At 59.6% G+C, this 22,514-nt stretch carries 22 protein-coding genes; 6 read left to right on the top strand and 16 right to left on the bottom strand.

Annotated features, from left to right (window positions below; genetic code table 11):
- The first annotated feature begins 53 nt into the window (after positions 1–53).
- Positions 54–920 (top strand): class I SAM-dependent methyltransferase, encoded by an 867-nt coding sequence (locus RAK1035_RS06525; RefSeq protein ID WP_083803324.1) that lies wholly within the window; start codon positions 54–56, stop codon positions 918–920.
- A gap of 88 nt (positions 921–1,008) precedes the next feature.
- A complete protein-coding gene (gene yaaA / locus RAK1035_RS06520) occupies positions 1,009–1,773 on the top strand; it encodes a peroxide stress protein YaaA (RefSeq protein WP_037297862.1) in 765 nt (254 codons plus the stop codon).
- Here the strand turns inward: yaaA and RAK1035_RS06515 are convergent.
- The 6 genes from RAK1035_RS06515 to RAK1035_RS06490 all read right to left on the bottom strand — a co-directional run bounded on the left by RAK1035_RS06515 (position 1,758) and on the right by RAK1035_RS06490 (position 9,975).
- Entirely contained in the window at positions 1,758–3,920 is a 2,163-nt protein-coding gene (locus tag RAK1035_RS06515) for a response regulator (RefSeq protein ID WP_008281331.1), read from the bottom strand. The genes yaaA and RAK1035_RS06515 overlap by 16 nt on opposite strands.
- Positions 3,921–4,006: 86 nt before the next feature.
- Positions 4,007–5,182 (bottom strand): acetyl-CoA C-acyltransferase family protein, encoded by a 1,176-nt coding sequence (locus RAK1035_RS06510; protein WP_008281330.1) that lies wholly within the window; start codon positions 5,180–5,182, stop codon positions 4,007–4,009.
- 97 nt (positions 5,183–5,279) lie between these two features.
- Positions 5,280–5,993: a metallophosphoesterase family protein gene (locus tag RAK1035_RS06505; RefSeq protein ID WP_037297859.1), complete on the bottom strand. Its 714-nt coding sequence runs from the start codon at positions 5,991–5,993 to the stop codon at positions 5,280–5,282.
- Between the two features lie 51 nt (positions 5,994–6,044).
- Positions 6,045–6,905 (bottom strand): LysR family transcriptional regulator, encoded by an 861-nt coding sequence (locus RAK1035_RS06500; RefSeq protein ID WP_162655204.1) that lies wholly within the window; start codon positions 6,903–6,905, stop codon positions 6,045–6,047.
- Between the two features lie 233 nt (positions 6,906–7,138).
- Positions 7,139–8,734: a phosphoglycerate dehydrogenase gene (serA, locus tag RAK1035_RS06495; RefSeq protein ID WP_008281327.1), complete on the bottom strand. Its 1,596-nt coding sequence runs from the start codon at positions 8,732–8,734 to the stop codon at positions 7,139–7,141.
- 86 nt (positions 8,735–8,820) lie between these two features.
- The gene (locus RAK1035_RS06490) at positions 8,821–9,975 is read right to left on the bottom strand and encodes a phosphoserine transaminase (RefSeq protein ID WP_037297857.1); all 1,155 of its coding nucleotides are present in this window, start codon (positions 9,973–9,975) and stop codon (positions 8,821–8,823) included.
- 158 nt (positions 9,976–10,133) lie between these two features.
- Here RAK1035_RS06490 and serB point away from each other — a divergent pair, with 158 nt between their 5' ends.
- A complete protein-coding gene (gene serB, locus RAK1035_RS06485; protein WP_008281325.1) occupies positions 10,134–11,003 on the top strand; it encodes a phosphoserine phosphatase SerB in 870 nt (289 codons plus the stop codon).
- 15 nt (positions 11,004–11,018) lie between these two features.
- On the opposite strand, the gene RAK1035_RS06480 is transcribed toward serB, so the two are convergent.
- Positions 11,019–11,828: a division plane positioning ATPase MipZ gene (locus tag RAK1035_RS06480; protein WP_008281324.1), complete on the bottom strand. Its 810-nt coding sequence runs from the start codon at positions 11,826–11,828 to the stop codon at positions 11,019–11,021.
- Between the two features lie 154 nt (positions 11,829–11,982).
- Between RAK1035_RS06480 and RAK1035_RS06475 the strand changes: the two genes are divergently transcribed.
- Both RAK1035_RS06475 and RAK1035_RS06470 read left to right on the top strand, forming a co-directional pair.
- Positions 11,983–13,512, top strand: a complete 1,530-nt coding sequence (locus RAK1035_RS06475) for an AAA family ATPase (RefSeq protein ID WP_008281323.1) — start codon at positions 11,983–11,985, stop codon at positions 13,510–13,512.
- Complete coding sequence (locus tag RAK1035_RS06470) at positions 13,509–14,228, top strand: SDR family oxidoreductase (protein WP_008281321.1); 720 nt, start codon at positions 13,509–13,511, stop codon at positions 14,226–14,228. Before RAK1035_RS06475 ends, RAK1035_RS06470 begins: the two co-directional genes overlap by 4 nt.
- 10 nt (positions 14,229–14,238) lie before the next feature.
- Here RAK1035_RS06470 and RAK1035_RS06465 read toward each other — a convergent pair whose 3' ends face one another.
- The 9 genes from RAK1035_RS06465 to greA all read right to left on the bottom strand — a co-directional run bounded on the left by RAK1035_RS06465 (position 14,239) and on the right by greA (position 20,563).
- Entirely contained in the window at positions 14,239–15,015 is a 777-nt protein-coding gene (locus tag RAK1035_RS06465) for a transglutaminase-like domain-containing protein (RefSeq protein WP_008281320.1), read from the bottom strand.
- 63 nt (positions 15,016–15,078) lie between these two features.
- On the bottom strand, positions 15,079–15,837 hold the full coding sequence (locus RAK1035_RS06460) for a TIGR02186 family protein (protein ID WP_008281319.1): 759 nt from the start codon (positions 15,835–15,837) through the stop codon (positions 15,079–15,081).
- A complete protein-coding gene (locus RAK1035_RS06455) occupies positions 15,837–16,751 on the bottom strand; it encodes a sulfite exporter TauE/SafE family protein (protein WP_008281318.1) in 915 nt (304 codons plus the stop codon). Before RAK1035_RS06455 ends, RAK1035_RS06460 begins: the two co-directional genes overlap by 1 nt.
- A gap of 107 nt (positions 16,752–16,858) precedes the next feature.
- Complete coding sequence (locus RAK1035_RS06450) at positions 16,859–17,275, bottom strand: GNAT family N-acetyltransferase (protein ID WP_008281317.1); 417 nt, start codon at positions 17,273–17,275, stop codon at positions 16,859–16,861.
- The gene (gene tsaB / locus RAK1035_RS06445; protein WP_037297853.1) at positions 17,265–17,843 is read right to left on the bottom strand and encodes a tRNA (adenosine(37)-N6)-threonylcarbamoyltransferase complex dimerization subunit type 1 TsaB; all 579 of its coding nucleotides are present in this window, start codon (positions 17,841–17,843) and stop codon (positions 17,265–17,267) included. Before tsaB ends, RAK1035_RS06450 begins: the two co-directional genes overlap by 11 nt.
- Positions 17,833–18,396 carry a NifU family protein gene (locus RAK1035_RS06440; protein ID WP_008281315.1) on the bottom strand — a complete coding sequence of 188 codons (564 nt, stop codon included), beginning with the start codon at positions 18,394–18,396 and terminating at the stop codon, positions 17,833–17,835. Before RAK1035_RS06440 ends, tsaB begins: the two co-directional genes overlap by 11 nt.
- Before the next feature lie 88 nt (positions 18,397–18,484).
- Positions 18,485–18,940 carry a universal stress protein gene (locus RAK1035_RS06435; RefSeq protein WP_008281314.1) on the bottom strand — a complete coding sequence of 152 codons (456 nt, stop codon included), beginning with the start codon at positions 18,938–18,940 and terminating at the stop codon, positions 18,485–18,487.
- 121 nt (positions 18,941–19,061) lie between these two features.
- A complete protein-coding gene (locus RAK1035_RS06430) occupies positions 19,062–20,078 on the bottom strand; it encodes a hypothetical protein (protein ID WP_008281313.1) in 1,017 nt (338 codons plus the stop codon).
- A gap of 14 nt (positions 20,079–20,092) precedes the next feature.
- A complete protein-coding gene (greA, locus tag RAK1035_RS06425; RefSeq protein ID WP_008281312.1) occupies positions 20,093–20,563 on the bottom strand; it encodes a transcription elongation factor GreA in 471 nt (156 codons plus the stop codon).
- A 277-nt stretch (positions 20,564–20,840) separates the two neighbouring features.
- Between greA and RAK1035_RS06420 the strand changes: the two genes are divergently transcribed.
- Positions 20,841–22,490 (top strand): electron transfer flavoprotein-ubiquinone oxidoreductase, encoded by a 1,650-nt coding sequence (locus RAK1035_RS06420; RefSeq protein WP_008281311.1) that lies wholly within the window; start codon positions 20,841–20,843, stop codon positions 22,488–22,490.
- Positions 22,491–22,514 lie beyond the last annotated feature (24 nt).

Below are 22,514 nucleotides of genomic sequence, written 5' to 3'. Positions count from 1 at the left end.
GGCTTCTGTGCTAAATCCTGATCATTGGTAACACGCCGCAGAATAGGTTTTGGATGCGACATCTGTTAAAGCGTTTTTCAAATTTGTGGTCGGTTCATTCTTCGCCTTCCCAGACAAAACCTGACTCTGACAAGAGACCTGATGCATCACCCCCCAAAAGACGTCCCAAGGATGCATTGCGCAAGAAATTCCTTGAGTCCTATGCGCTGGAGAATGGTCGAGGTTTGGAAATCGGCCCGTTTTGTCGCCCCGTCTTTCGGCGCGAGAGCTATCCCAACATGCTTTATGCCGATGTCAAATCAGAAGATTTTCTGAAACGACTGGTCAGAAAGGGCGACATATACAGAGAAGAAGATATCGTTCCGCTGGATTATGTGCTTGGCAATCAGCATCTGGATGCCGTTGTCGCACATGAAACGCTGGATTTCGTCTTTTGTGCGCATGTCCTTGAGCATGTTCCTGATATGATATCGTCACTCAAGGGGATTGAACGCGTGCTCAAACCCGGCGGTCTGTTTCTATGTTTCTATCCGGATCGCAGGTTTACGTATGACATCGACCGCCCCACAACGACGCTCTCACAGCTAGAAACGCGCCACAAACTTCGGATCACGCGCCCTGCCTCGGACACGGTGCTGGAACATTTCACGTTCAATCGAAAGGTTGACGCGGGAAAGGTGTGGGCGAACCACAACGATGCGGTTGGAGAGCGCCGGTTCACCGCGGAACAAGCACAGGAATTCGCCCTTCAGGCAACGCGCTCTTATGTTGATGTGCATTGCAATGTGTTCTCGGATTCAGAGTTTTCCAACATGATTGAGACTTTGGGCGCGGCGGGTCATATCTCGCTGCGTGTGGATCGCATGGTGCCAACTCGGGCACCGTTCAACGAGTTTCATGTCGCCTTGCGGAAACCATAACACGCCCATCGGGTAATCAGCTTGCAAAGCGCCTGTAGCCTTCCATATGCAGGGCTATAACACAGGCACCGCAAACACAGGAAATCCCATGCTCGTCGTCGTATCCCCTGCCAAAAAATTGGACATGACCCCGGTCGAGGGGATTACACCCACCCGCCCCGTGTTCGCCCAGGAGGCCGCTGAACTGGCACATGTGGCACAGGGATTGAATGTGGGTGATCTGCAAAAGCTGATGCATATCAGCGAGAGCCTTGCACGCCTAAACGCCGACCGTTTCGCTGATTTTGGGCAAATGGCGCAGAAACCCGCCGCGCTCGCCTTCGCCGGGGATACCTATCAGGGGCTTGAGGCGGGATCGCTTGACCCAGACGAGATGGGCTGGGCGCAGGATCACTTGCGCATCCTGTCAGGGCTTTATGGTGTGCTGCGCCCACTCGACGCGATTGAGCCTTATCGCCTTGAGATGGGCAGCCGATTAAAGACCGCGCGCGGCAAGACACTCTACGACTACTGGGGGGCACAGATTTCCACGGCCCTGAATACGCAGGCAGAAACGCTTGGGGCAGAAACGCTCATCAACTGTGCGAGCCAAGAGTATTTCGGCGCGGTTGATCGAAACGCGCTGCGCCTGCGGGTGGTGACACCTGTGTTTATGGAGGAAAAGGCTGGCGCGCCAAAGATCGTCAGCTTCTACGCCAAACGTGCGCGAGGTGCCATGGCGCGCTTTATAATCCAGCATCGGTTGACCGATCCGGATGCCATTCTCGATTTCGACAGTGGCGGCTATCGGTATACGGCCAGCCTTTCAAAACCCGATCAACCGGTATTCCTACGCGATCATCCAGCGGCCTGATCCGGCGTCGCCTCGCCCTCTGGCGAACGCACGCTCTTCGGACAGGCGGCACGGATATGTTGGTGGATCATCTCTTTGCGCAGCGGCTTGGTCAGGTAGTGATCGAGGCCCGCTGCCAGAATTTCCGCGTCATCCCCGGTCATGGCATGGGCCGTCATCGCAACGATGGGCACATGCCGCCCACTCTGCGCCTCGATGGCTCGAATGGCGCGCGTGGCCTCTTTGCCATCCATTTCAGGCATCGAGATATCCATAAAGATCACATCTGGCGCGAGTGACTGAAAGAGATCAACCGCCTCTTGACCATTCTCAGCGAAGGTCAGCTCAATATCCAACCCCTTGACCATGTTCGAAAAGACAAGGCGGTTGGTGCGATTATCCTCTGCCGCCAGCACCCGCATCGCCCGGCTGGATGCATCAGATGGGGGCATCACCCTAGCCAAGGCGTCAAAGAGATCGCGCCGCGCCACAGGCTTTTGCAGCACGGCCTGCACATGAATGCGCGCCGGGTCCTGATCGGCATAGCCGGTGTTGGGACTGAACAGCAAAAACGGCGTGTCGTGCCCCGCTTCGCGCAGCGCCTCGGCCAGTTCCAGCCCGTCCATCCCGCTCATGTTATGATCGCTCACGATCAGGTCGAACCCGTTACCCGCCTGCGCCAAGGCCTCTGCCGCGCTTTGACAGGAAACTGCGACGATCCCCAATTGTCCCAACTGTCGCTCCAGAATGGCGCGGCTGGTCGCCTGCGGCTCGACAATCAGGGCGCGGTATGTTCCCGCACTTAGATTGGGAAAGGCGATCTCGCCAACCTCGGCCACCGGCAAGGATATCGAGAAGCCAAAGATCGAGCCGTTGCCCGGCTCCGACTCGACCCAGATTTTTCCGCCCATCATCCGGATCAGCTTTTGCGAGATGGCCAGGCCAAGGCCGGTTCCCTCGAACTTGCGGTTGCGTTCGTCATCGACCTGATTGAACTCGCCAAAGATGTGGTCGATCTTGTCGGGCGGAATTCCAATCCCGGTATCCTCGACCGTCACATGGATGCTCGCGCGCCCTTCGGTATCGGAGTAAACGCCCGTCACGCGCACCAGAACATGCCCATTTTCGGTGAACTTTACCGCATTGCCCAAAAGGTTGGTCATGATCTGCCGAATGCGCCCCGGATCACCGACAAATTGCGTTGGCAGGAACAGATCGTAATCCACCAGCACATCCAGCCCCTTATCACGGGCATTAACCTGCATCAGCGTCACCAGCTCGTGAATACATCGCTCCAGATCAAAGGGTTCAGCGTGCAGGATCAGTTTTTCCGCCTCGATCTTGGAGTAATCGAGCACATCGTTGATGATCACCAACAGCGCCTCGCCAGAGTTCTTGATGGTCGAGGTAAAGAGCCGTTGCTCTTCGGTCAGCTCAGTTTCCATCAACAGCTCTGCCATGCCCACCACCCCGTTCATCGGCGTGCGGATTTCGTGGCTCATATTCGCAAGAAAGGATGATTTCGCCCTATTTGCCGCCTCGGCCCGGCGACGAGCTTCCTTGAGTTCCTTCTCATATCGGATCGTATCGGTGATGTTGAGCGCAAGGCTCACGACATCGCCACCGTGCCCCCGCTGGTCAATCAGCTTGATATACTGCCCGTTCCAGAGGCGGATCACCTCTGGTTCGGGTTGCGTGCTCTGCCAGCGATCTAGCATTTTCTCGCGCCATTCCTGTGGTTTCAGCGCGCCGATATTGACGATCCCCTCTTCGGTGATGAATTGCAGGATCTCGATATAGCTGACACCAGGTTTGACCGCCTCAAGCCCGTCAAACACCGCAAGATAGGCATTGTTGGCCGCGATCATCCGGCTGTCGGCGTCAAAAAAGGCAAAACCGTCCTGAATCGTCTCGATCGAGTGCCAAAGACGACGTTCGGCAATCTCCACCTTTTGATAAGCGTCATTAAGATCGGATTTGACGCGCTGATTTTCGTCACGAACGGTTTGCACCTCGGCCCGCGTTTCATGAATCTCATGCGAGAGGGCAAGCGCATGCTTGCCCAATTTGCGATTGGCGGCCTGCAGTTCGGCTTGTTTCTGTTCCAGCAGGCGTTCGGCGGCCAATCTGGCCCGCCGTTCATCTGCCAGTTTGTTGGCGAGGCTCATGCCTGTCCTCCGACATGCCGGATCGTGATGACCTCACCATCCGGCATCGTCGTGAACAAGCGGTTAAAGCCACTGAAAATATGCTCTCAAAGCCGCTCGATAGCCAAGGCAATCCCCTGACCACCACCAATGCACATTGTGATGATGGCCCGCTTGCCTCCGGTCCGCTCCAGTTCATAGAGCGCCTTGACCGTGAGGATCGCCCCGGTTGCCCCAACCGGATGGCCAAGCGCAATCGCGCCGCCATTGGGATTGACACGGGCGGGATCAAGGCCAAGGCCCTTGTTGACCGCAAGCGCCTGCGCGGCAAAGGCCTCATTGGATTCGATCACATCAAAATCCGAAGCCTCAAGCCCAATGCGTTTGAGCAGCATCTCGACAGCAGGGACCGGGCCAATGCCCATCACCTGCGGACGCACCCCGGCGTGGGCATATCCAAGAATACGCGCGCGCGGTTTAAGACCGGCTGCCTCCGCCGCACTGGCCCGCGCCAGAACAAGGGCTGCAGCCCCGTCGTTGATGCCGCTGGCATTCCCGGCGGTCACGGTGCCATCCTTTTGAAACACAGTCTTAAGACCGGCGAGCGCCTCGGGCGTTGTGGCCTTGGGATGCTCATCGGTATCAAAGGCCACCATGTCGCGTTTCACACGCACCTCTACCGGCACGATCTGGGATTTAAATCGCCCCTCGCTGATCGCCACACCAGCACGCCTCTGGCTCTCAAGCGCAAAGGCATCCTGATCCGCGCGGCTGATCCCATGTTCCGCTGCGACATTCTCGGCGGTGACACCCATATGGCCGGTGCCAAAGGGACAGTTGAGCGCACCCAGCATCATATCGAGCGTTTTGACATCGCCCATCTTGGCACCCCACCGTTGGTCGGGGATGATAAAGGGCGAGCGGCTCATGTTCTCGGACCCACCGGCAAGGCCGAAATCGGCATCGCCCAGCATCAGGGATTGCACAACCGAAACAATCGCCTGCGCGCCAGAGCCGCAGAGGCGGTTGACGTTCATCGCCGGTGCCGTGTCCGGGATACCCGCCTCCATCGCCGCCACGCGGCTGACATACATATCGCGCGGTTCGGTGTTGATGACATGGCCAAACACCACGTGACCAATCTGCCCTCCTTCAACCCCAGACCGGGCAAGCGCCTCGCGCGCCACAATGGCCCCAAGAGCGGTGGGCGGCGTCGCGGCAAGCGCCCCACCAAAAGTGCCAATCGCCGTGCGGCATCCGTCCAGAATCACGATGTCGGTCATGGGTATCCTCCCCCCGGGTTGCGTTGGCAGGAGCCTAGCGGCAGGGATGCACATCTGGCAACGGGGACGTGTCGTCAGACAACTTTGCCTGCCCTAGTCAGAGCGGGATACGGCCCCTTTCCGTCAGGAGCCACGCATCACGCCCTTCAAACACCGCAGGCCAGAGCGGGCGGCCATAGGCGGCCCCACCGTCCAAATCTATGCGGTTGCCAAAATGGGTGGGCATCTCGAGCGCGGTGTGACCATGGACGACAAGCCAAGGATGCGCCCCCTCATGGTCGAGAAAGCCGTCCCGGATCCACATCAGGTCCGCAGGGTCTTGGGCGGTCAAGGCAACTCCGGGGCGGATGCCGGCATGAACAAAAAGCAGATCCCCCACCTCTTGCCAAAGCGGCAAACCCGCCAGCCAATCGCGATGCGCCTGAGGCACAGCGCAGCGGGCCGCTTGCCATTGCGTCGCGTTCTCGGTCACGTCAAGCCCGTAGGAGGCCAGCGTCGCGACCCCACCCAAGCGATGATTCAACCATGAGAGGCCAGATCCGATATGCGGCGAATGGATCACGCCGGTATCGAGGAAATCGATCAACATCTGATCATGATTGCCGCGTAACACGGTCCAAGGACAGCCCTGCGCCTGCCCTGTCATAAGCCGGTCGATCACCGCGCGGCTATCTGGCCCCCGGTCCACCAGATCCCCGAGGAATATGATCTCTGCCTCTGTCCCGCCATCGCGCGCGACAAGGTCAAGTGCAGCTTCTAGCAGGGCGTCCTGCCCGTGAATATCGGGAATGGCATAAATCGGATCAGTCATGGCCCCGTTGAACCCCTGCACGCGGCAGATGTCCAGCGATTCCCAAGCTGGTCAAAGCGTATCGGCCAAACGCTCGCGCAGCCAACGATGGGCGGGATCGTTTTGGGACCTGACATGCCAGACCATAGCAACATCGGTCACCGCAATCGGCTCTGGCAGGGCATAAACCGCAAGGCCCTGCCCAGTAACCAGATGGACTGCAAGGGGCCGGGGCAGAATCGACACCAGTGGTGTGCGCGACAACATCGCCGCAAGGGTATGCACATCCGGCAGGGTAACGACCGTGCGCCCGGCTTTCTGTCCGGGGTTCGCGCCGCAATCCGCCCGCGGCAATTCTGCCAATAGGTCGGAGGGCACCGTATCGCCGGGCGCAAGCCCCGCCGCCACAAGGCGCGGGTGATCTTGACGCGCCAAAAGCACCTGCCCCGCGCGATAGAGTGGCTGTGCCGCGGCCCAGTCGGGCAAGTCGCACATCGGGCAAAGCGCCAGATCAGCGCGTTTTAGCAGCAAAGCCTCAGAAGGGTCAGGACCGGACATCGTCGCACAGTAAAGAGTGACGCCGGGTGCCACAGACGCCAGATGCGCCATCAACTCGGGCAAAAGGTGGGCACCCCAAAACTCTGCCCCCAGAATATGAAAATGCCGCTCGGACCGGGCAGGCTCGAAACTGGTCGGTCGCGTCAAAAGCGCCTCGGTCTCGGCCAAAATGGCACGAACAGGCTGTGCCAGCGATTGCGCATAATCTGTGGGCACCAGATGACGCCCTTCACGCAGGAAAAGCGGATCATTCAGTGCCACCCGCAAACGGCCAAGGGCCGACGAGACAGCGGATTGCGAAAGCCCCACCTGTTGTCCCGCCACGGTGGTAGAGCGGGTGATAAGCAGCGCGTCGAGGACGCGCAAAAGATTCATGTCAAACTTTGAAAAATCCATCTTCTAGACAAAATGTCCAACAGTAGTTCCTAGGTATTGGTCGGTTTGCATCGTGGATACGGGCAAACGTCGTGTGGTTTTAGGGTGGCAAGAACAGCTTTCAAGATTTTTCCGTTCAATAGTTCATCCCCAAAAAGAAAACCGCCGCCCGGCGCATGCAGGCGGCGATCATTGGTTCAAGTCACGTTGAGTGGCAGAGCTTGCGTTGCGCGTCAGCTCACGTCGAATCTCAATTCGCGGATCTGCTGAAACTTGCCCGTGGCATGCAACGCCTTGATCGCGGCCTCGGGCACGGGGGCATCCACATAGAGGAGCGCAATCGCTTCGCCGCCTGCGTCCGACCGCCCAAGTGTGAAGTTGGCGATGTTGACGCCGTGATCACCCATTGTCATCCCCAAGGTGCCGATGATGCCCGGCACATCCTCGTTGGTGGTATAGAGCATGTGGCGACCGATTTCAGCGTCGATATTGATCCCCTTGATCTGGATGAAACGCGGCTTGCCATCCGAGAATACCGTGCCCCCGATAGACCGCTCACGCTTGTCCGTGACCACGGTAATTTTGATGTAGCCCTCAAAAGCGCCGGATTTGTCCTGCTTGGTGGTGCTGATCTTGACACCGCGCTCTTTGGCCACCACGGGGGCCGAGACCATGTTGACCTCGGGGTTGACCGATTTCATGATCCCCGCCACCGCCGCAGAGGTGAGCGCACCAAGGTTCATCTCGGACACAACACCATCATAAAGGATGTTGATCGCCTTGATTGGCTCGTCGGTCATCTGGCCGATGAAATTGCCAAGGTGATCCGCCAGCTTGATCCACGGCCCCATCACCTTGGCCTCTTCCGCCGTCACCGAGGGCATGTTGAGCGCGTTGGTGACGGCGCCGGTCAGAAGATAGTCTGACATCTGTTCGGCCACTTGCAGCGCCACGTTTTCCTGCGCCTCTGTGGTGGCCGCCCCCAGATGCGGCGTGCAGACGACATTGGGCAGACCGAATAGCGGATTCTCAACTGCCGGCTCCTCGGTAAACACGTCAAAGCCAGCACCGGCGACATGGCCGGATTTCAGGAGGTCAGCAAGTGCCTGTTCATCCACCAGACCGCCACGCGCGCAGTTGATGATGCGTACACCCTTCTTGGTCTTTTCAAGGTTCTCACGGCTTAGAACATTGCGGGTCTGATCGGTCAGCGGCACATGCAGCGTGATGAAATCGGACCGCTTCAGCAACTCGTCCAAGTCGACCTTTTCCACCCCCATCTTGTCGGCCTTTTCCTGACCCAAGAAGGGATCATAGGCGATCACCTTCATCTTGAGGCCGCGCGCCCGGTCACAGACAATACCCCCTATATTGCCCGCACCAATCACGCCGAGGGTCTTGTTGAACAGCTCCACCCCCATAAAGGCGTTCTTCTCCCATTTGCCAGCATGGGTCGAGGCAGAGGCCTCGGGCAGCTGTCGTGCCACCGCGAACATCATCGCAATCGCGTGTTCTGCGGTGGTGATCATGTTGCCAAAGGGCGTGTTCATGACGATCACGCCTTTCTTAGAGGCGGCTTCCTTGTCGATATTGTCGGTGCCAATCCCTGCGCGCGCGATCACCTTGAGCTTGTGCGCGTTGGCGAGGATTTTTTCCGTGACCTTGGTCGCGGACCGGATAGCGAGGCCATCATAGTCACCGATCACTTCGGCGAGTTTATCCTTGTCCTTGCCCAATTCGGGGCGGAAATCCACCTCGATGCCCCGATCGCGAAAGATCTGGACAGCGGTTTCGGAAAGTTTGTCGGAGACGAGAACCTTGGGCGCCATTGTAGGGCTCCTTGACTGAAAATCTTGAGGGGGAGACCCGGACTCTTGCACAAAGCCCGGGTCGATTTCTTTTCAAGAAATCGGGATCACGCAGATACGGACAGCGCGGCGATCTCGGTCTCGAACGCCCATTTGATCCACGGCATCAACGCCGCGACATCAGCGGTTTCGACCGTGCCACCACACCAGATCCGCAGGCCGGCAGGCGCATCGCGATACGCCCCGATATCATAGGCGACATCCGCCGTTTCCAGCCGCTTGGCCACCGCCTTGGCAAAGGCTGCACCATCCTTGATCCGCGCATCCCCGAAGGTAAGGCAGACGGACGTATTCGAGCGGATCTCAGGATCAGCCGCCAGAAATGCGAGCCAATCGTTTTGCGTCACAAATTCCTCGACCGCCGCAAGATTGGCATTGGCGCGTGCCTGCAGGCCGGTCAGCCCGCCAATCGACGACGCCCAATCGAGCGCCACAAGGTAATCCTCGACCGCAAGCATCGAGGGCGTGTTGATGGTCTCGCCTACAAAGATGCCGTCAATCAGCTTGCCGCCTTTGGTCAGGCGGAAAATCTTGGGCAGTGGCCATGCGGGCGTATAGCTTTCCAGCCGTTCCACAGCGCGGGGGCTAAGGATCAGCATGCCATGCGCCGCTTCGCCCCCCAGCACCTTTTGCCAAGAAAAGGTCGTCACGTCGAGCTTGTCCCATGGCAGGTCCTGCGCAAAGGCCGCACTTGTCGCGTCACAGATTGTCAGACCCTGACGATCCGCCTTGATCCAATTGCCATTCGGTACGCGCACACCAGAGGTGGTGCCGTTCCAGGTGAACACGACATCCTTGTCGGTATCAACCGATGCCAAATCAACGATCTGGCCATAATCAGCAGTTTTGACCACCGCATCGAGTTTGAGCTGCTTCACCGCATCGGTGACCCAGCCTGCGCCAAAGCTCTCCCAAGCCAGCATTTCGACGGGGCGCGCGCCGAGCAGGTTCCACATCGCCATCTCGACGGCCCCGGTGTCAGAGGCGGGAACGATGCCGATTTTGTAATCAGCAGGCACGCCCAGAATGGCGCGGGTGTTCTCGATGGCGGCCTTTAGCTTGGCCTTGCCCCCGGCAGCACGATGGCTGCGACCCAAGGGGGCATCAGACAGCATGTCGAGCATGAATGTGGGGATTTTGGCACAAGGGCCAGAAGAAAAACGCGGATTTTCCGGCCGCGTTGCCGGTGCTTCAATAGCCATATAGCTACCCTCTCAGATAAGCGCCCCTCGTTGGGGAGGGGTGTCCCACGGATCGGATTACGGCCAAGCAGGGTCTTTCGCAAGTGCAGAAATGACGCTAGAACGCCGCTTGAGCTAGAAAATACGACACTGCACGGCTACGATCGGAAACCTGCCCCATGTTTACCACCACCTTGATCGCAGCACCCGGTGCACTTGACCCCGCTCTTGCCGAGGCATTGCGCAATGCCTGGGGCGGCGGGGCGGTGCAGTGGTTGGCCCCTGATGAGGCGGCGGAATTTGACATGCCCGAGGTGCCGGGCAACCGATGGGAGGTTTGGGCCGAACTGCAAAACCAAGCCGTTGATCTGGTGGTTCAGCCCACAGAGGGGCGGCGCAAAAAGATGCTGCTCGCCGATATGGACAGCACCATGATCCAGCAGGAATGTATTGACGAATTGGCAGAGGTCGCAGGCGTGGGCGCGCATGTCCGCGCCATCACTGCGCGGGCGATGAACGGCGAGCTGGATTTCGAGGGCGCGCTGATCGAGCGTGTGGCGCTGCTCAAGGATTTGCCCGAAACCGTGATTGCCGAGGTTCTCGCTAACCGGATCACCTATATGCCGGGAGGTTCCGCATTGGTCGCGACGATGCGGGCCAACGGGGCCTATTGCGCGCTGGTCTCGGGCGGGTTCACCGCGTTTACGCAATCGGTCGCCGCACATCTAGGCTTTGACGAGAATCGCGCCAACACGCTTTTGGTTGCGAAGGGTCGCCTGATTGGGGATGTCGCGCGCCCCATCTTGGGCCGCGCAGCCAAGGTGCAGGCACTGGAAGAGATCAGCGCGCGTCTCGGCATCTCAGAGACCGACGTGCTCGCCGTGGGGGACGGGGCCAATGATCTGGGCATGTTGGGGCGTGCGGGCGCAGGCGTGGCGCTTCATGCCAAGCCAAGCGTCGCCGCGCAATGTGACATCCGCATCCAGCACGCAGACTTGACGGCGTTGCTCTATATCCAAGGCTATGCGCGGGATCAGTTCGTGATCTGAGAGGCGGACAGAGCGTTAGAAATTGGCGGTCACGCCCGGCAGGTTCAGCGCCTTGATCAATTCGCGCAATTCCTGACGCGCGGCGATGTTCGAGATGTTGAGACCCTTGACCCCGATATCCTTGAGGTCGAGCAGCGTCAAACCACGCGGGAACAACTCCCGAAAGATCACGCGCTCGTTAAAGCCTGGTGCCACGCGAAAGCCGATGCGCTTGGCGAGATTGTCGACCGCATCGCCCATCTTCTTCTTGTTGACCATCTGTTGTGCGCCCAGACGGTTGCGCACCACCACCCAGTCAATCGCGCGCAGACCGGCTTGTGCCCGCAGTTGTCGCGCGCTCCAGACCATCTCGGAATAGACCGACGGGCCGAGGATCTTCTTGCCGTCGCTGTCGATGCGGGCGAGCAGATCAAAGTCGATAAAACTGTCGTTGAGGGGCGTAATCAGCGTATCGGCGAGGCTATGGGCCACTTGGCTCAGACGGGTGTGCGAACCGGGGCAGTCGATCACGATGAAATCGCTATCCGCCTCCAGTTCCGCCACCGCCGCCGAGAGCCGCCGATCATAGACATTCTCGCCCGGCTTGAGCTGATCCGCCGCCACTTCGGGCAGTTCGTGATACCGTGGGCTTGGCAGATCAAGGCCGGATGTCGCCAAGAATTTGGCACGGTTCTCCGCGTAGCGGCCAAAGGTCCGCTGGCGCAGGTCGAGATCAAGCGCGCTGGTTTTGTGGCCCATTCGGGCTAGGGCCGTCGCCACATGCATCGACACGGTCGATTTGCCCGCGCCGCCCTTTTCATTGCCGACGACGATGATATGCGCCATTGTCCATTCCCCTTGGTCGCGAGGTGCGGATCGTTGCCGCCCCCGGTCTTTTTGCCAGACAGTACCCGGCTGCGCTGCAATAGGGAAGTGCGCCCCGACTGGTCAAGCGCCTTTGGCTCTGGCACCTGCCCCACACCAAGGATAGGGTCGCGCCATGACGCAAACAGCACTGACATATTCGCCCGATCAGGCCGAGGCGCATGACCGTATCGCGGCGGCGCTGCGCAGTGTCGGTGTTGATCTTGACACAGGGCTATTGACCCCACCCCGCGACGGCAAGACTGCGGTCATGGCCGTCACCGGCAAGGCGGGATCCGGCAAGACATTGCTTTTGGCGGCGCTCTACCGCGCGCTGGAAGAGGCAGGCGTCGAGATCGTTTCAGGCGATTACGAGAACCGCAAACGCCGGGACAAGCGCACGCTGGCCATCCTTGCGCCCACCAACAAGGCCGCGAGCGTGCTTCGGATGCGCGGGGTGCCTGCCACCACCATTCACCGCATCCTCTATACCCCCGTCTATCACCCGGAATATGAGAAGATCGCCGAATGGCTGGCCGGTCAGGGCGAGCGCCCCGAGATCGAGGGCTTGACCGATCTGGCGCTGGACCGTGCCTTTGCGTTTTACCAGAGCAACAAATCCATCCCCGGCGCGCTTGCCGCTGCTGGCCTACGAGGCTCGGATTTCATCACCGGCTGGAAGCGTCGCGAAGAACCACTCGATATCGGCTTTGTCGATGAGGCGAGCATGCTGGATGGTCAGCAATTCGAGGATCTGCAAGAGATTTTCCCAACCCTTCTGCTCTTTGGCGATCCCGCACAATTACCGCCTGTGAAATCGACCGGCGGTATGGTGTTTGAAACGCTGCCCGCGCCGGCGCGTCTAGAACTCAGCCGTATTCACCGGCAGGACGCGGACAACCCGATCCTTGATCTGGCCCACGCCCTTGCCGATCCTGCACTGGACTTTCACCAGTTCGAGCGCATGATTGAAGATGCAGCGCAGCGGGACGAACGGGTAAGATGGGCAGAGCGGGTCGAGGTTGATTTGATGGCGCGCTCGCCGGTGCTGGTCTGGCGCAATGCCACGCGCATCCGCCTGATCAATGCCTTTCGCGCGGTGCATGGCGCGCCCGAAACCGAGCTTCTGGCAGGTGAGCCTTTGATCTGCGACGGGATCGAACTACCGCTCAAGCATCGCAAAAAGCGGCTCGATCTCGAGGCGCGCGGGCTGATCAAGGGCGCGCAGGTGGTTTACCTTGGACCAGGGCGTAGGCCCGGCTTTTCCCGCCTGCATGTGATCGGAGCGGAAGATCCGCAGATTTCTGCCGCGTCCATCGTCAAGATCGAAAAACCGGATGAAGAAGAGCCGTTCATCCCCTTTGCCGCCAATATGGGGGCAACGTTCCTGCATGGCGCGGCGGTGACGATCCACAAGGCACAAGGCAGCCAATGGCAAGATGTGCAGGTGTTCGCCCCTGACATTTACGCCGCTGCACAGATGGGCCGCTCAGAGGCGGGGCAACCGCTCTGGAAACGGCTGGCCTATGTGGCAATCACCCGCGCCGAAGAGCGGTTGCACTGGATCGTGCGCAACAGGCTATCCAAACCCTCGGCACCACTCACAGTTGATGATCTGCGCGGGGGGCCTGCGCCCCTGCAACTCGAACAGGAGGAAGAGACATGAAAACCGTTCTGATCACCGGGGCAAGCGCCGGTATCGGGGCCGCCTGCGCGCGCGCCTTTCTTGGGGCTGGCTGGCATGTCGGGCTGATGGCGCGGCGGCCAGAGGCGCTGGACGCTGTGGCAAAGGGGCATGACAACGCCGTGATCCTGCCCGGCGATGTGACTGACCCCGGCGATGTGGTGCGGGTGTTCGAGGATTTCATCGCCCGCGCCGGGCGGCTTGATGTGCTCTTTAACAACGCCGGCAGCTTTGGCCGCGCCGCGATGATCGACGAGCTGAGCTATGAGGAGTGGCGGCAAGTCGTGGATGTGAACCTGCATGGCATGTTTCTTTGCGCGCGCGCGGCCTTTGCCCAAATGCGCAATCAATCCCCGATGGGGGGGCGGATCATCAACAATGGCTCGATTTCGGCGCATGCGCCGCGCCCCGGTTCGGTGGCCTATACCACTACCAAACATGCGATCACCGGCTTGACCAAGACGCTCAGCCTTGATGGACGCCCCTATGATATCGCGTGCAGTCAGATCGACATCGGCAATGCCAGAACCGAATTGCTGGAGGGGATCATCGCCGCCAATCCCGACGCGCCGCCACCGACGATGGACGTCGAGCACGTGGGCGCATCGGTGCTGCATATGGCGGGTTTGCCGCTAGAGGCGAATGTGCAGTTCATGACGCTGATGGCAACGAAAATGCCCTTTATCGGGCGGGGCTAAAGACCCAAGATCACACCCGCCGCACATCGACCGCTTGCCAGAGGGGGCGCGCCCAGTCTTCGGTTTCCATGAAGGCCACATCGCTTGCGTCCCGACCAGAGCCGATCACCACCATGTCGGCGGCGCTGCTCATACCGGTGGCATCGACAAGGTGCCACGCCCCCTCTAGCCAGACCTCGGCCACAGCGTGAAAATCGGGCGGGTCCACATCAGCACCATAAACCGAGGTATAGCGCGCCGGGATATTGCCCGCGCGCGCCAGGCTGCATACGAGATGGGCGTAGTCGCGGCACACGCCCTTGCGGGCTATGAAACTGTCTATTGCCGAGGTTGTGGCACTGGATGAGCCGGACACATAGCTGATCTCGGAACGGGCCCAGTCTACAATCGCCGCAATCCGCGCTCCTCCTTCGAGACCGCGAAACTGTTGGGTCGCGAATTCGGTCAAAAGGTCGGATTGGCAGAACCGTGACGGGCGCAAGTAGCTCACAACCTCGCCGGGCAGGTCGCGCATCGCCGTGCCCACGAGCCTTTCCAAATCCGCACATGTGCGTGTCACCTCAACACGTGCACGATACCGCAATCTCATCCGATCACTTGTCACATGCGCCCAGACCCGGCGCCCCGGCATCCCCTCAACCTCGATCCAACGCAGGTCGGCACCCTCAACGTCAAGCGTGCTCTCGATCACGGTTTGCCCATCGGTCTCGGCCGCTTCAAGTGTCAGGAGCACTGTGTCATGCCCTGTCAGCTGGTAATCCATGGTCACGTCGATGTTCAGGCGCATAAGCTCTCTATCTTGATCTCAGGGTTTTGGGCCGGTGCCTAAACGAAGCCGCCCGCAGCGATATCAGCCACGCCGCATCGCTTGAAACGCTGCGGACGCGCCCCAGCCCGCAGCGATGGCAATCGCCAGCGACATCAGGCCATAGACCAGCGGTTGCTGGCGGGACAGGGTGTAGAGCCAGCGTTCCAGCCCCACTTTCTGCACGTCAATCACGGTTTCGAGTTGCGATACCACGCGCCCCTCTCGGGTCAGGAATATCCGGGTTAGATATTCCCCTTCGGTCAGATTGGCCGGGAGTTGAATCGCGCCACGAAAGAGCGTTTCCTGATCCAGTACCACAGCCCCTTCGCGCATTGCATAGGCCCCTTGATCCCGGCGAATACGGATCAGGGCATCCGTAAAGCGCTCTGCATCCTCGGCCATGCTGGCCGCGCCCACAGAACGGATTGCACGTGGGATCGAGACGCGATGCCGCAAATCCTCGGTATCGGACATGACCTTGTCGAGCGGGCCTGTCGTGGCGACGGCATAAAAGCTGGGGGCGGAATCAAGCACGACCATTTCCGTATTCACCCAGATGCCAAAGCGGCGATCCTTGCGGCGTACCGTCACCGGCTCTGACGGACCAGCAACCGCGATGACCACATCCAGCGGAATATCAGGAATCGGGGACTCGCGCTTGACCGCACCAAAGATCAAAATTTCCGAGCCTTCAAAGGTCGCCGTGATCGCCACCTTGTCTTTACTCAGCCCCAATACAACCTCTTCGGCGCGCAGCGGCAGGGCGGCAAGGCCCAGCAAAAGCAACAGACGCCAGAACATCACGCCCCCCCGCCCGTACCAAGCGAGTAGAGTTCCGATGGCGTGGCCAAGAGATCGAACGCCAGCTTACCACAGACCGCCAACACCATGATCGCAAGAAGGATGCGCAATTGCTCGGCCTTCATCCTTGTGCCGATAGACGTTCCGAACTGTGCGCCGATCACGCCCCCCACCAGCAAGAACACGGCAAGGGCGATATCAACCGTGTAATTTGTCATTGCATGCAAGAGCGTCGTAAACGCGGTGACGAAGATGATCTGAAAAAGTGAGGTGCCCACCACAACCTTGGTCGGCATGCCCAAAAGATAGATCATCGCGGGGACCATGATAAAGCCGCCGCCAACCCCCATGATCGCTGCGAGAATGCCAACACTGGTTCCCACCAGAAGCGGCGGGATCACCGAAATATAAAGGCCACTGGTCCGAAACCGCATCTTGAACGGCAAGCCATGAACCCAGCCGTGTTTCTTGCGCTTGGGGGGCACGCCGCGCCGGGTGTTGCGGATGGCGCGCAGGCTTTCGATGAACATCATGCCGCCGATGACACCCAGAAAAACCACATAGCAGAGCGTGACCAAAAGATCGACCTGCCCCAACGACTTGAGATAGTTGAACACCATCACCCCAAGAGCGGCCCCAATGAGGCCGCCAATCAGCAGCACCGTGCCCATTTCGAGATCGACGGTCTTGCGCCTGAAATGCGCGAGAACTGCGGAAAAGGAGGCAGCCATGATCTGATTGGCGCCGGTCGCTACAGCGACCGCAGGCGGAATGCCGATAAAGAACAAAAGCGGCGTCAGAATAAAGCCGCCCCCAACCCCGAACATGCCCGAAAGAATGCCCACGATCCCACCCAACCCCAAGAGGAGAAAGATGTTGACCGACACCTCGGCTATGGGGAGGTAAATCTGCATGGCAATTCCTAGCCCCATGTTCCGCCATTTTGCAAGGGCGCGGGCGTGCAGAGCCGTGCAGGTCTGATGAATTTCTTGTAACTGGACCTATCGCGAGGCTATTCGGATCAGTCCAGCGTTTTATGCAGGATCAGCGCGTCCACTTTGGGCCCTTGGCTGCGGGCATAATATCCGGTGCGGCGCGCGCTTTCCCGGTAGCCAGCCGCATCATAAAGCGCGAGGGCCGGCGGATTGTCCTCGGCGACTTCGAGAAAGGCCATGGTCGCGCCGCGCGCGCGCGCTACCACCTCAAAGGCGCTGAGGCAGGCCCGCGCAAGACCGTTGCGGCGATGATCAGGATCGGTGGCAAGCGTCAGCACTTCGGCTTCATCGGCGATGACCCGACCCAGCACAAAGGCCCGCGCATCGCCGGATATGAAAACGAATGCGCTGTCCAGAAGCGTGGCGAATTCCTCAGCAGACCAAGCCCTGCCCGTCCCGGCAAAAGCGCGCGCGTGGCAAGTCGCGAGAGCCTCAGGCGTCATCGAGGATCACCGGTGGCCGATCCCGCGCGGGGGCGGCATCGGCGGGGCGCACATAAAGCGGGGCAGGCGGCGGGCTGTTCTCAGGTGCCAGAGCTGCCAGCCGCGCAATCAGTTCGGCCAGTCGCACCGGATCAGGCGGCAAGACAGGATCTGCGACAGAGGCAAGCGCAACCAATTCGGGCGCGGCGTTGCGGGTCTGGACATAGGCCATGTCGCGGGGTGCGGGCACGCAGGGCGTCCCTGCGCCAGCCTGCGCGCGGATCGCGTCAAGCGTGCTGATCCCGACTGTCGGAATTCCAAGGCTGAGGGCCAGCCCCCGCGCGGCCGCTACGGAAATGCGAATACCGGTAAAATTGCCGGGCCCGATGCCGACACCGATTCGGTTAAGGTCGATCCATGTGACCCCGGCCTGATCCAGCACCTCTTGCAACAATGGCATAAGACGCTCTGCCTGTCCGCGCCCCATCTCTTCGGCACGTGCAGACAAAACGCGGCCTCCTCGCAACAAAGCGGCCGCGCAATGCGCGGCCGATGTGTCAAAAGCCAGTATCAGTGGTTCAGAGACCAACAGGGCGCACCTCTGTCACCTCGGGGATGTAGTGGCGCAGCAGATTCTCGATGCCCATTTTGAGCGTGATGGTCGAAGACGGGCAGCCCGCGCAAGCACCCTGCATATGCAAATAGACCACGCCACGATCAAAGCCGTGGAAGGTAATATCGCCGCCATCCTGCGCCACGGCGGGACGTACGCGAGTATCCAGCAATTCCTTGATCTGGTTCACGATCGCCGAATCCTCGCCAGTATGCTCGGCATGGCCAGAGGCCACAGCGCTTTCGCCCAACATGACTGGCTGACCGGATTGGTAATGCTCCATGATCGCCCCCAAGATCGCGGGCTTGATATGATCCCACTCAATCGCCTCGCCCTTGGTGACGGTCACGAAATCATTACCAAAAAACACGCCAGACACCCCGGGCACACGGAAAATACGCTCGGCCAACGGGGAACTTCCGGACTTTTCGGCGCTTGGAAAATCAGCGGTGCCAGCTTCAAGCACGGTTTGACCGGGCAGGAATTTCAGTGTCGCGGGATTGGGGGTGGATTCGGTCTGGATGAACATGGCGCGCCCTTTCGTGGTTGCCAAAGATATGCGCCCGACGCCCTCTGGTGTCAAGGATTGGAACGATTCTAAACTAGAACTACGCTGCTCAGGTAATGGCCTCGAGCCGTTCTTTGGTCAGATCGCCGGGCACAATGGTGATGGGAATGGGCAGGGTGCCAGCGGTCTTGGTCAGTTGCGTGACCAGTGGGCCAGGTCCCTTCTTGCCAGTGGCAGCCCCCAGAACCAGCACGCCGATGGCGGGATCATCCTGCACCTGCGCGATGATCTCGACTGCGGGATCGCCTTCGCGGATTACCAGCTCTGGATTAATCCCCTGCTTGTCACGCATCCATTTGGCAAAGACTTCGAAATGCGCCTCGATCCGCTCACGCTGTTCCTCACGCATGAGATCACCCACGCCGATCCAATGGTTGAATTCTTCGGGCGGGATCACAGCGAGGATTTCCACCCCAGCCCCGGTATGGGCGGCGCGCATGGCAGCAAAGCGCATGGCATTGAGACATTCGCGGCTATCATCCAGCACGACAAGAAACTTGCGCATCGGTTCTATCTCCTCAGGCGCGCATCATGCCGTGGATTTTTCGCGGGGGCAATCGCAGAGTCGGGGGGCGCTGCCCCCCGGCCCCCGAGGTATTTAAGGCCAGATGAAACCGAGGCGCGGATCAGTCGAAGGTGCCCGCGACACGCCCCAAGAGCATGAAGGCGCGGGCCGTGCGGGTTTCGGAGAGTTCCGAAATTTCGGCATCACTGGCGGTTTCGGCAAACTGTGTGAACATCTTGTCAAAGCGGCGCAGAAAATGGTGTGCAGCATCCCGAAAGATCGTGTCCTGCTTCATCCGGGCCGCTGTCAACGCCAAAGACGACCGGTCCCTGATACCGCCCAAGGCGGCGATGGTGCGGCCACGTTCGCCCCCGGCAAAGCGGCGCCAAACCTCGGGGCGGGCCATATCGGGGCGCAGATCGTCCATATAGATGCCATCATGGGACATCAGCGTCAGGATATCCTGCGAGGCGCGGATCAATTGGGCGGTGGGCCGGTCCTTGAGTGCGCGGCGCAGCGCGGCAAAGCCGATCTTGTCCTCGGGGTTGTCGGGGAAATTCAGGGCGCGGATGAAATCAGACCGCTCGAGTGGGGCCTGAATATCCTCAGCAGAGGTTCCAAGCGGCAACGACACCTGATCGCCGGGATCATTTGGCGAGGGTGCCGGGGCAAGCACAGGGCGGGGTTCTGGCAGACCCACACGGATCGAGGAAAACGTCGCCAATGCCGTTTCGGTCTTGCGCTGAGCGGCGGCGATTTCGTCGAGTTTCTGGCTGACGGTCTTGTCGACGGTCTGACCAAGCGTTTGGCTTTGAGCGACATAGGCGGCGCGGATGGCGTCGATGGCCGCGCGCAAGCGGCGACTTTCCTCGCGCATCACCCGGCTGGTGCGGGCGGCCGTGGCACCGACCCAAATCATCGCCACTGGCATGAAGACGGCAATCAAAACGATGACAAATTGCAGCGCACTGCCACCAGTTTCCCACTGCGGAGTGAGCACCAGAAAGAACACAGCCGAGCCCAAGAGCCATAGCGCCGAAAGCACCACCGCGATCCATTCGATCGCGGTGACGGCTTCGGTTTCAGATTTCGTGTCAAACCCCTTGGAAGGGCCATTTTCGGTGCGGGCTGGGCGCATGATGGGGTGCCTGATCAGATATAGGCGACTTTTATCACCTCATAGCCGCGATCACCACCGGGCGTGCGCACTTCGACGCTATCGCCCTCTTCTTTGCCGATGAGCGCCCGGGCAATCGGCGATTTTATGTTCAGAAGCCCTTTTTCGATGCTGGCCTCGTGTTCGCCCACGATTTGATAGGTGCGTTCCTCGCCCGAATCTTCATCCACGAGCGTAACAGTCGCGCCAAACTTGATCGGGCCCGACAGCTTGGCCGGGTCGATCACCTCAGCCAGGCTGAGGATGCCTTCGAGTTCCTTGATCCGCCCTTCGATAAAGGACTGTTTCTCTTTGGCGGAGTGATACTCGGCATTCTCGCTGAGATCACCATGTTCGCGCGCCTCGGCAATGGCACGGATGATCGCCGGCCGTTCGACCGATTTCAGCTGCTTCAACTCGACCTCAAGCGCGGCATGGCCGCCAGCCGTCATCGGGATCTTTTCCATTTCAACCGTCCATTGTCAGAAGCGGGGCCGCTGGATAGCTGGCCCCGTGATAACATGCCCAAGATTTCAGCGCAGCTTGCCCGAAGCGCGCGCCCGATTGCAAGAGCGGATCGCAGACCCCATGAGATTAGGCCGCTGGCACGTGACGAAATGCCGTTTTCCATCTGGTTTTACGTCGTGTTTCAATTGACGCTTGACGCATGCGCAGGCTAGTCACACTCGCAACTTTGTTGCGCGTCAGGCCGTAGTTGCCGCGCCCGAGAAAAGGATGAGCACGATGACCGAGATAACACGCGAAACGATGGAGTATGACGTTGTAATCGTGGGCGCAGGCCCAGCCGGTCTGTCGGCTGCGATACGCCTGAAGCAGCTTGATCCTGATTGCGCCGTTGTGGTTCTGGAAAAAGGATCCGAGGTTGGCGCGCATATCCTGTCAGGTGCGGTGCTTGATACTTGCGGTCTCAACGCGCTGATCCCGGATTGGAAAGAGCGGGGCGCGCCCCTTCACACCCCCGTGACCGAGGACAATTTTTACATGCTGGGCGAGGCCGGACGCATTCGCGTGCCGAATTTCCCGATGCCTCCGCTGATGAACAATCACGGAAATTACATCGTCAGCATGGGCAATGTCTGTCGCTGGATGGCCGAGCAGGCCGAGGAGCTGGGCGTTGAGATTTTCCCCGGCATGTCGTGCTCAGAGCTGGTCTATGGTGGGTCTGGCGAGATCAAGGGTGTTGTCGCTGGCGAGTTTGGCAAGAATGAGGATGGCACGCCCGGCCCGAATTATGAGCCGGGGATGGAGCTGCACGGCAAATACGTATTTCTCTCAGAGGGTGTGCGTGGATCGCTCGCCAAAGAAGTGATCGCAAAATATGACCTGTCCAAGGGCAAGGAGCCGCAAAAATTCGGCCTTGGGATGAAAGAGATTTGGGAAGTCGATCCCGCCAAGCACCGCCCCGGCACAGTCACGCATACGATGGGATGGCCGCTAGGCAGCAATGCAGGCGGCGGATCGTTCATCTATCATCTTGAGAACAATCAGGTTTATGTGGGCTTTGTGGTGCATCTCAACTACAAGAACCCCTATCTTTTTCCTTATATGGAATTCCAGCGATTCAAGCATCATCCGATGGTGGCGGAGCTGCTGAAGGGTGGAAAGCGTGTGGCTTACGGCGCACGCGCGATTTCCGAGGGCGGGTATCAGTCGATGCCGAAAATGGTGGCACCCGGCGTGGCGCTGTTGGGCTGTTCGGTGGGCATGGTCAACGTGCCGCGCATCAAGGGCAATCACAACGCCATGCTCTCTGGCAAGGCCGCCGCAGAGGCAGCGCATGCCGCGCTCTCTGCGGGCCGCGCGAATGATGAGTTGACCGATTACGAGACCGAAGTGCGCAGCGGTGCAATCGGCAAGGACCTTAAAAAGGTTCGCAATGTCAAACCGCTCTGGTCGAAATACGGCCTCTTGGCGTCGCTTGGTCTCGGTGGGTTCGACATGTGGACCAATACCGCGGGCTTCAGCCTGTTGGGCACGCTAAGTCATGGCAAGACCGATGCCGCCGCGACCGAACCCGCGTCGAAACACAAGCCCATCGACTATCCGAAGCCTGATGGAAAGCTGAGTTTTGACCGGCTGACCAATGTCAGTTTCTCGATGACCAACCACGAGGAAAGCCAGCCTGCGCATCTGCACTTGAAGGATTCATCGGTGCCGATTGGCGTGAACCTGCCGAAATATGACGAGCCCGCGCAGCGCTATTGCCCGGCCGGCGTGTATGAGGTGGTGCGCGAAGAGGGCAAAGACCCGCGGTTCGTGATCAACTTTCAGAACTGCGTGCATTGCAAGACCTGCGACATCAAAGACCCGAGCCAGAACATCAACTGGGTCACGCCGCAGGGTGGGGATGGGCCGAACTATCCCAACATGTAAGGTTTGCGTGATCTTTGGGGTGTG

The sequence above is a fragment of the Roseovarius sp. AK1035 genome, from assembly GCF_003288315.1.
Classification (GTDB): domain Bacteria; phylum Pseudomonadota; class Alphaproteobacteria; order Rhodobacterales; family Rhodobacteraceae; genus Roseovarius; species Roseovarius mucosus_A.
This window is presented reverse-complemented; position numbering and strand designations above follow the sequence as displayed.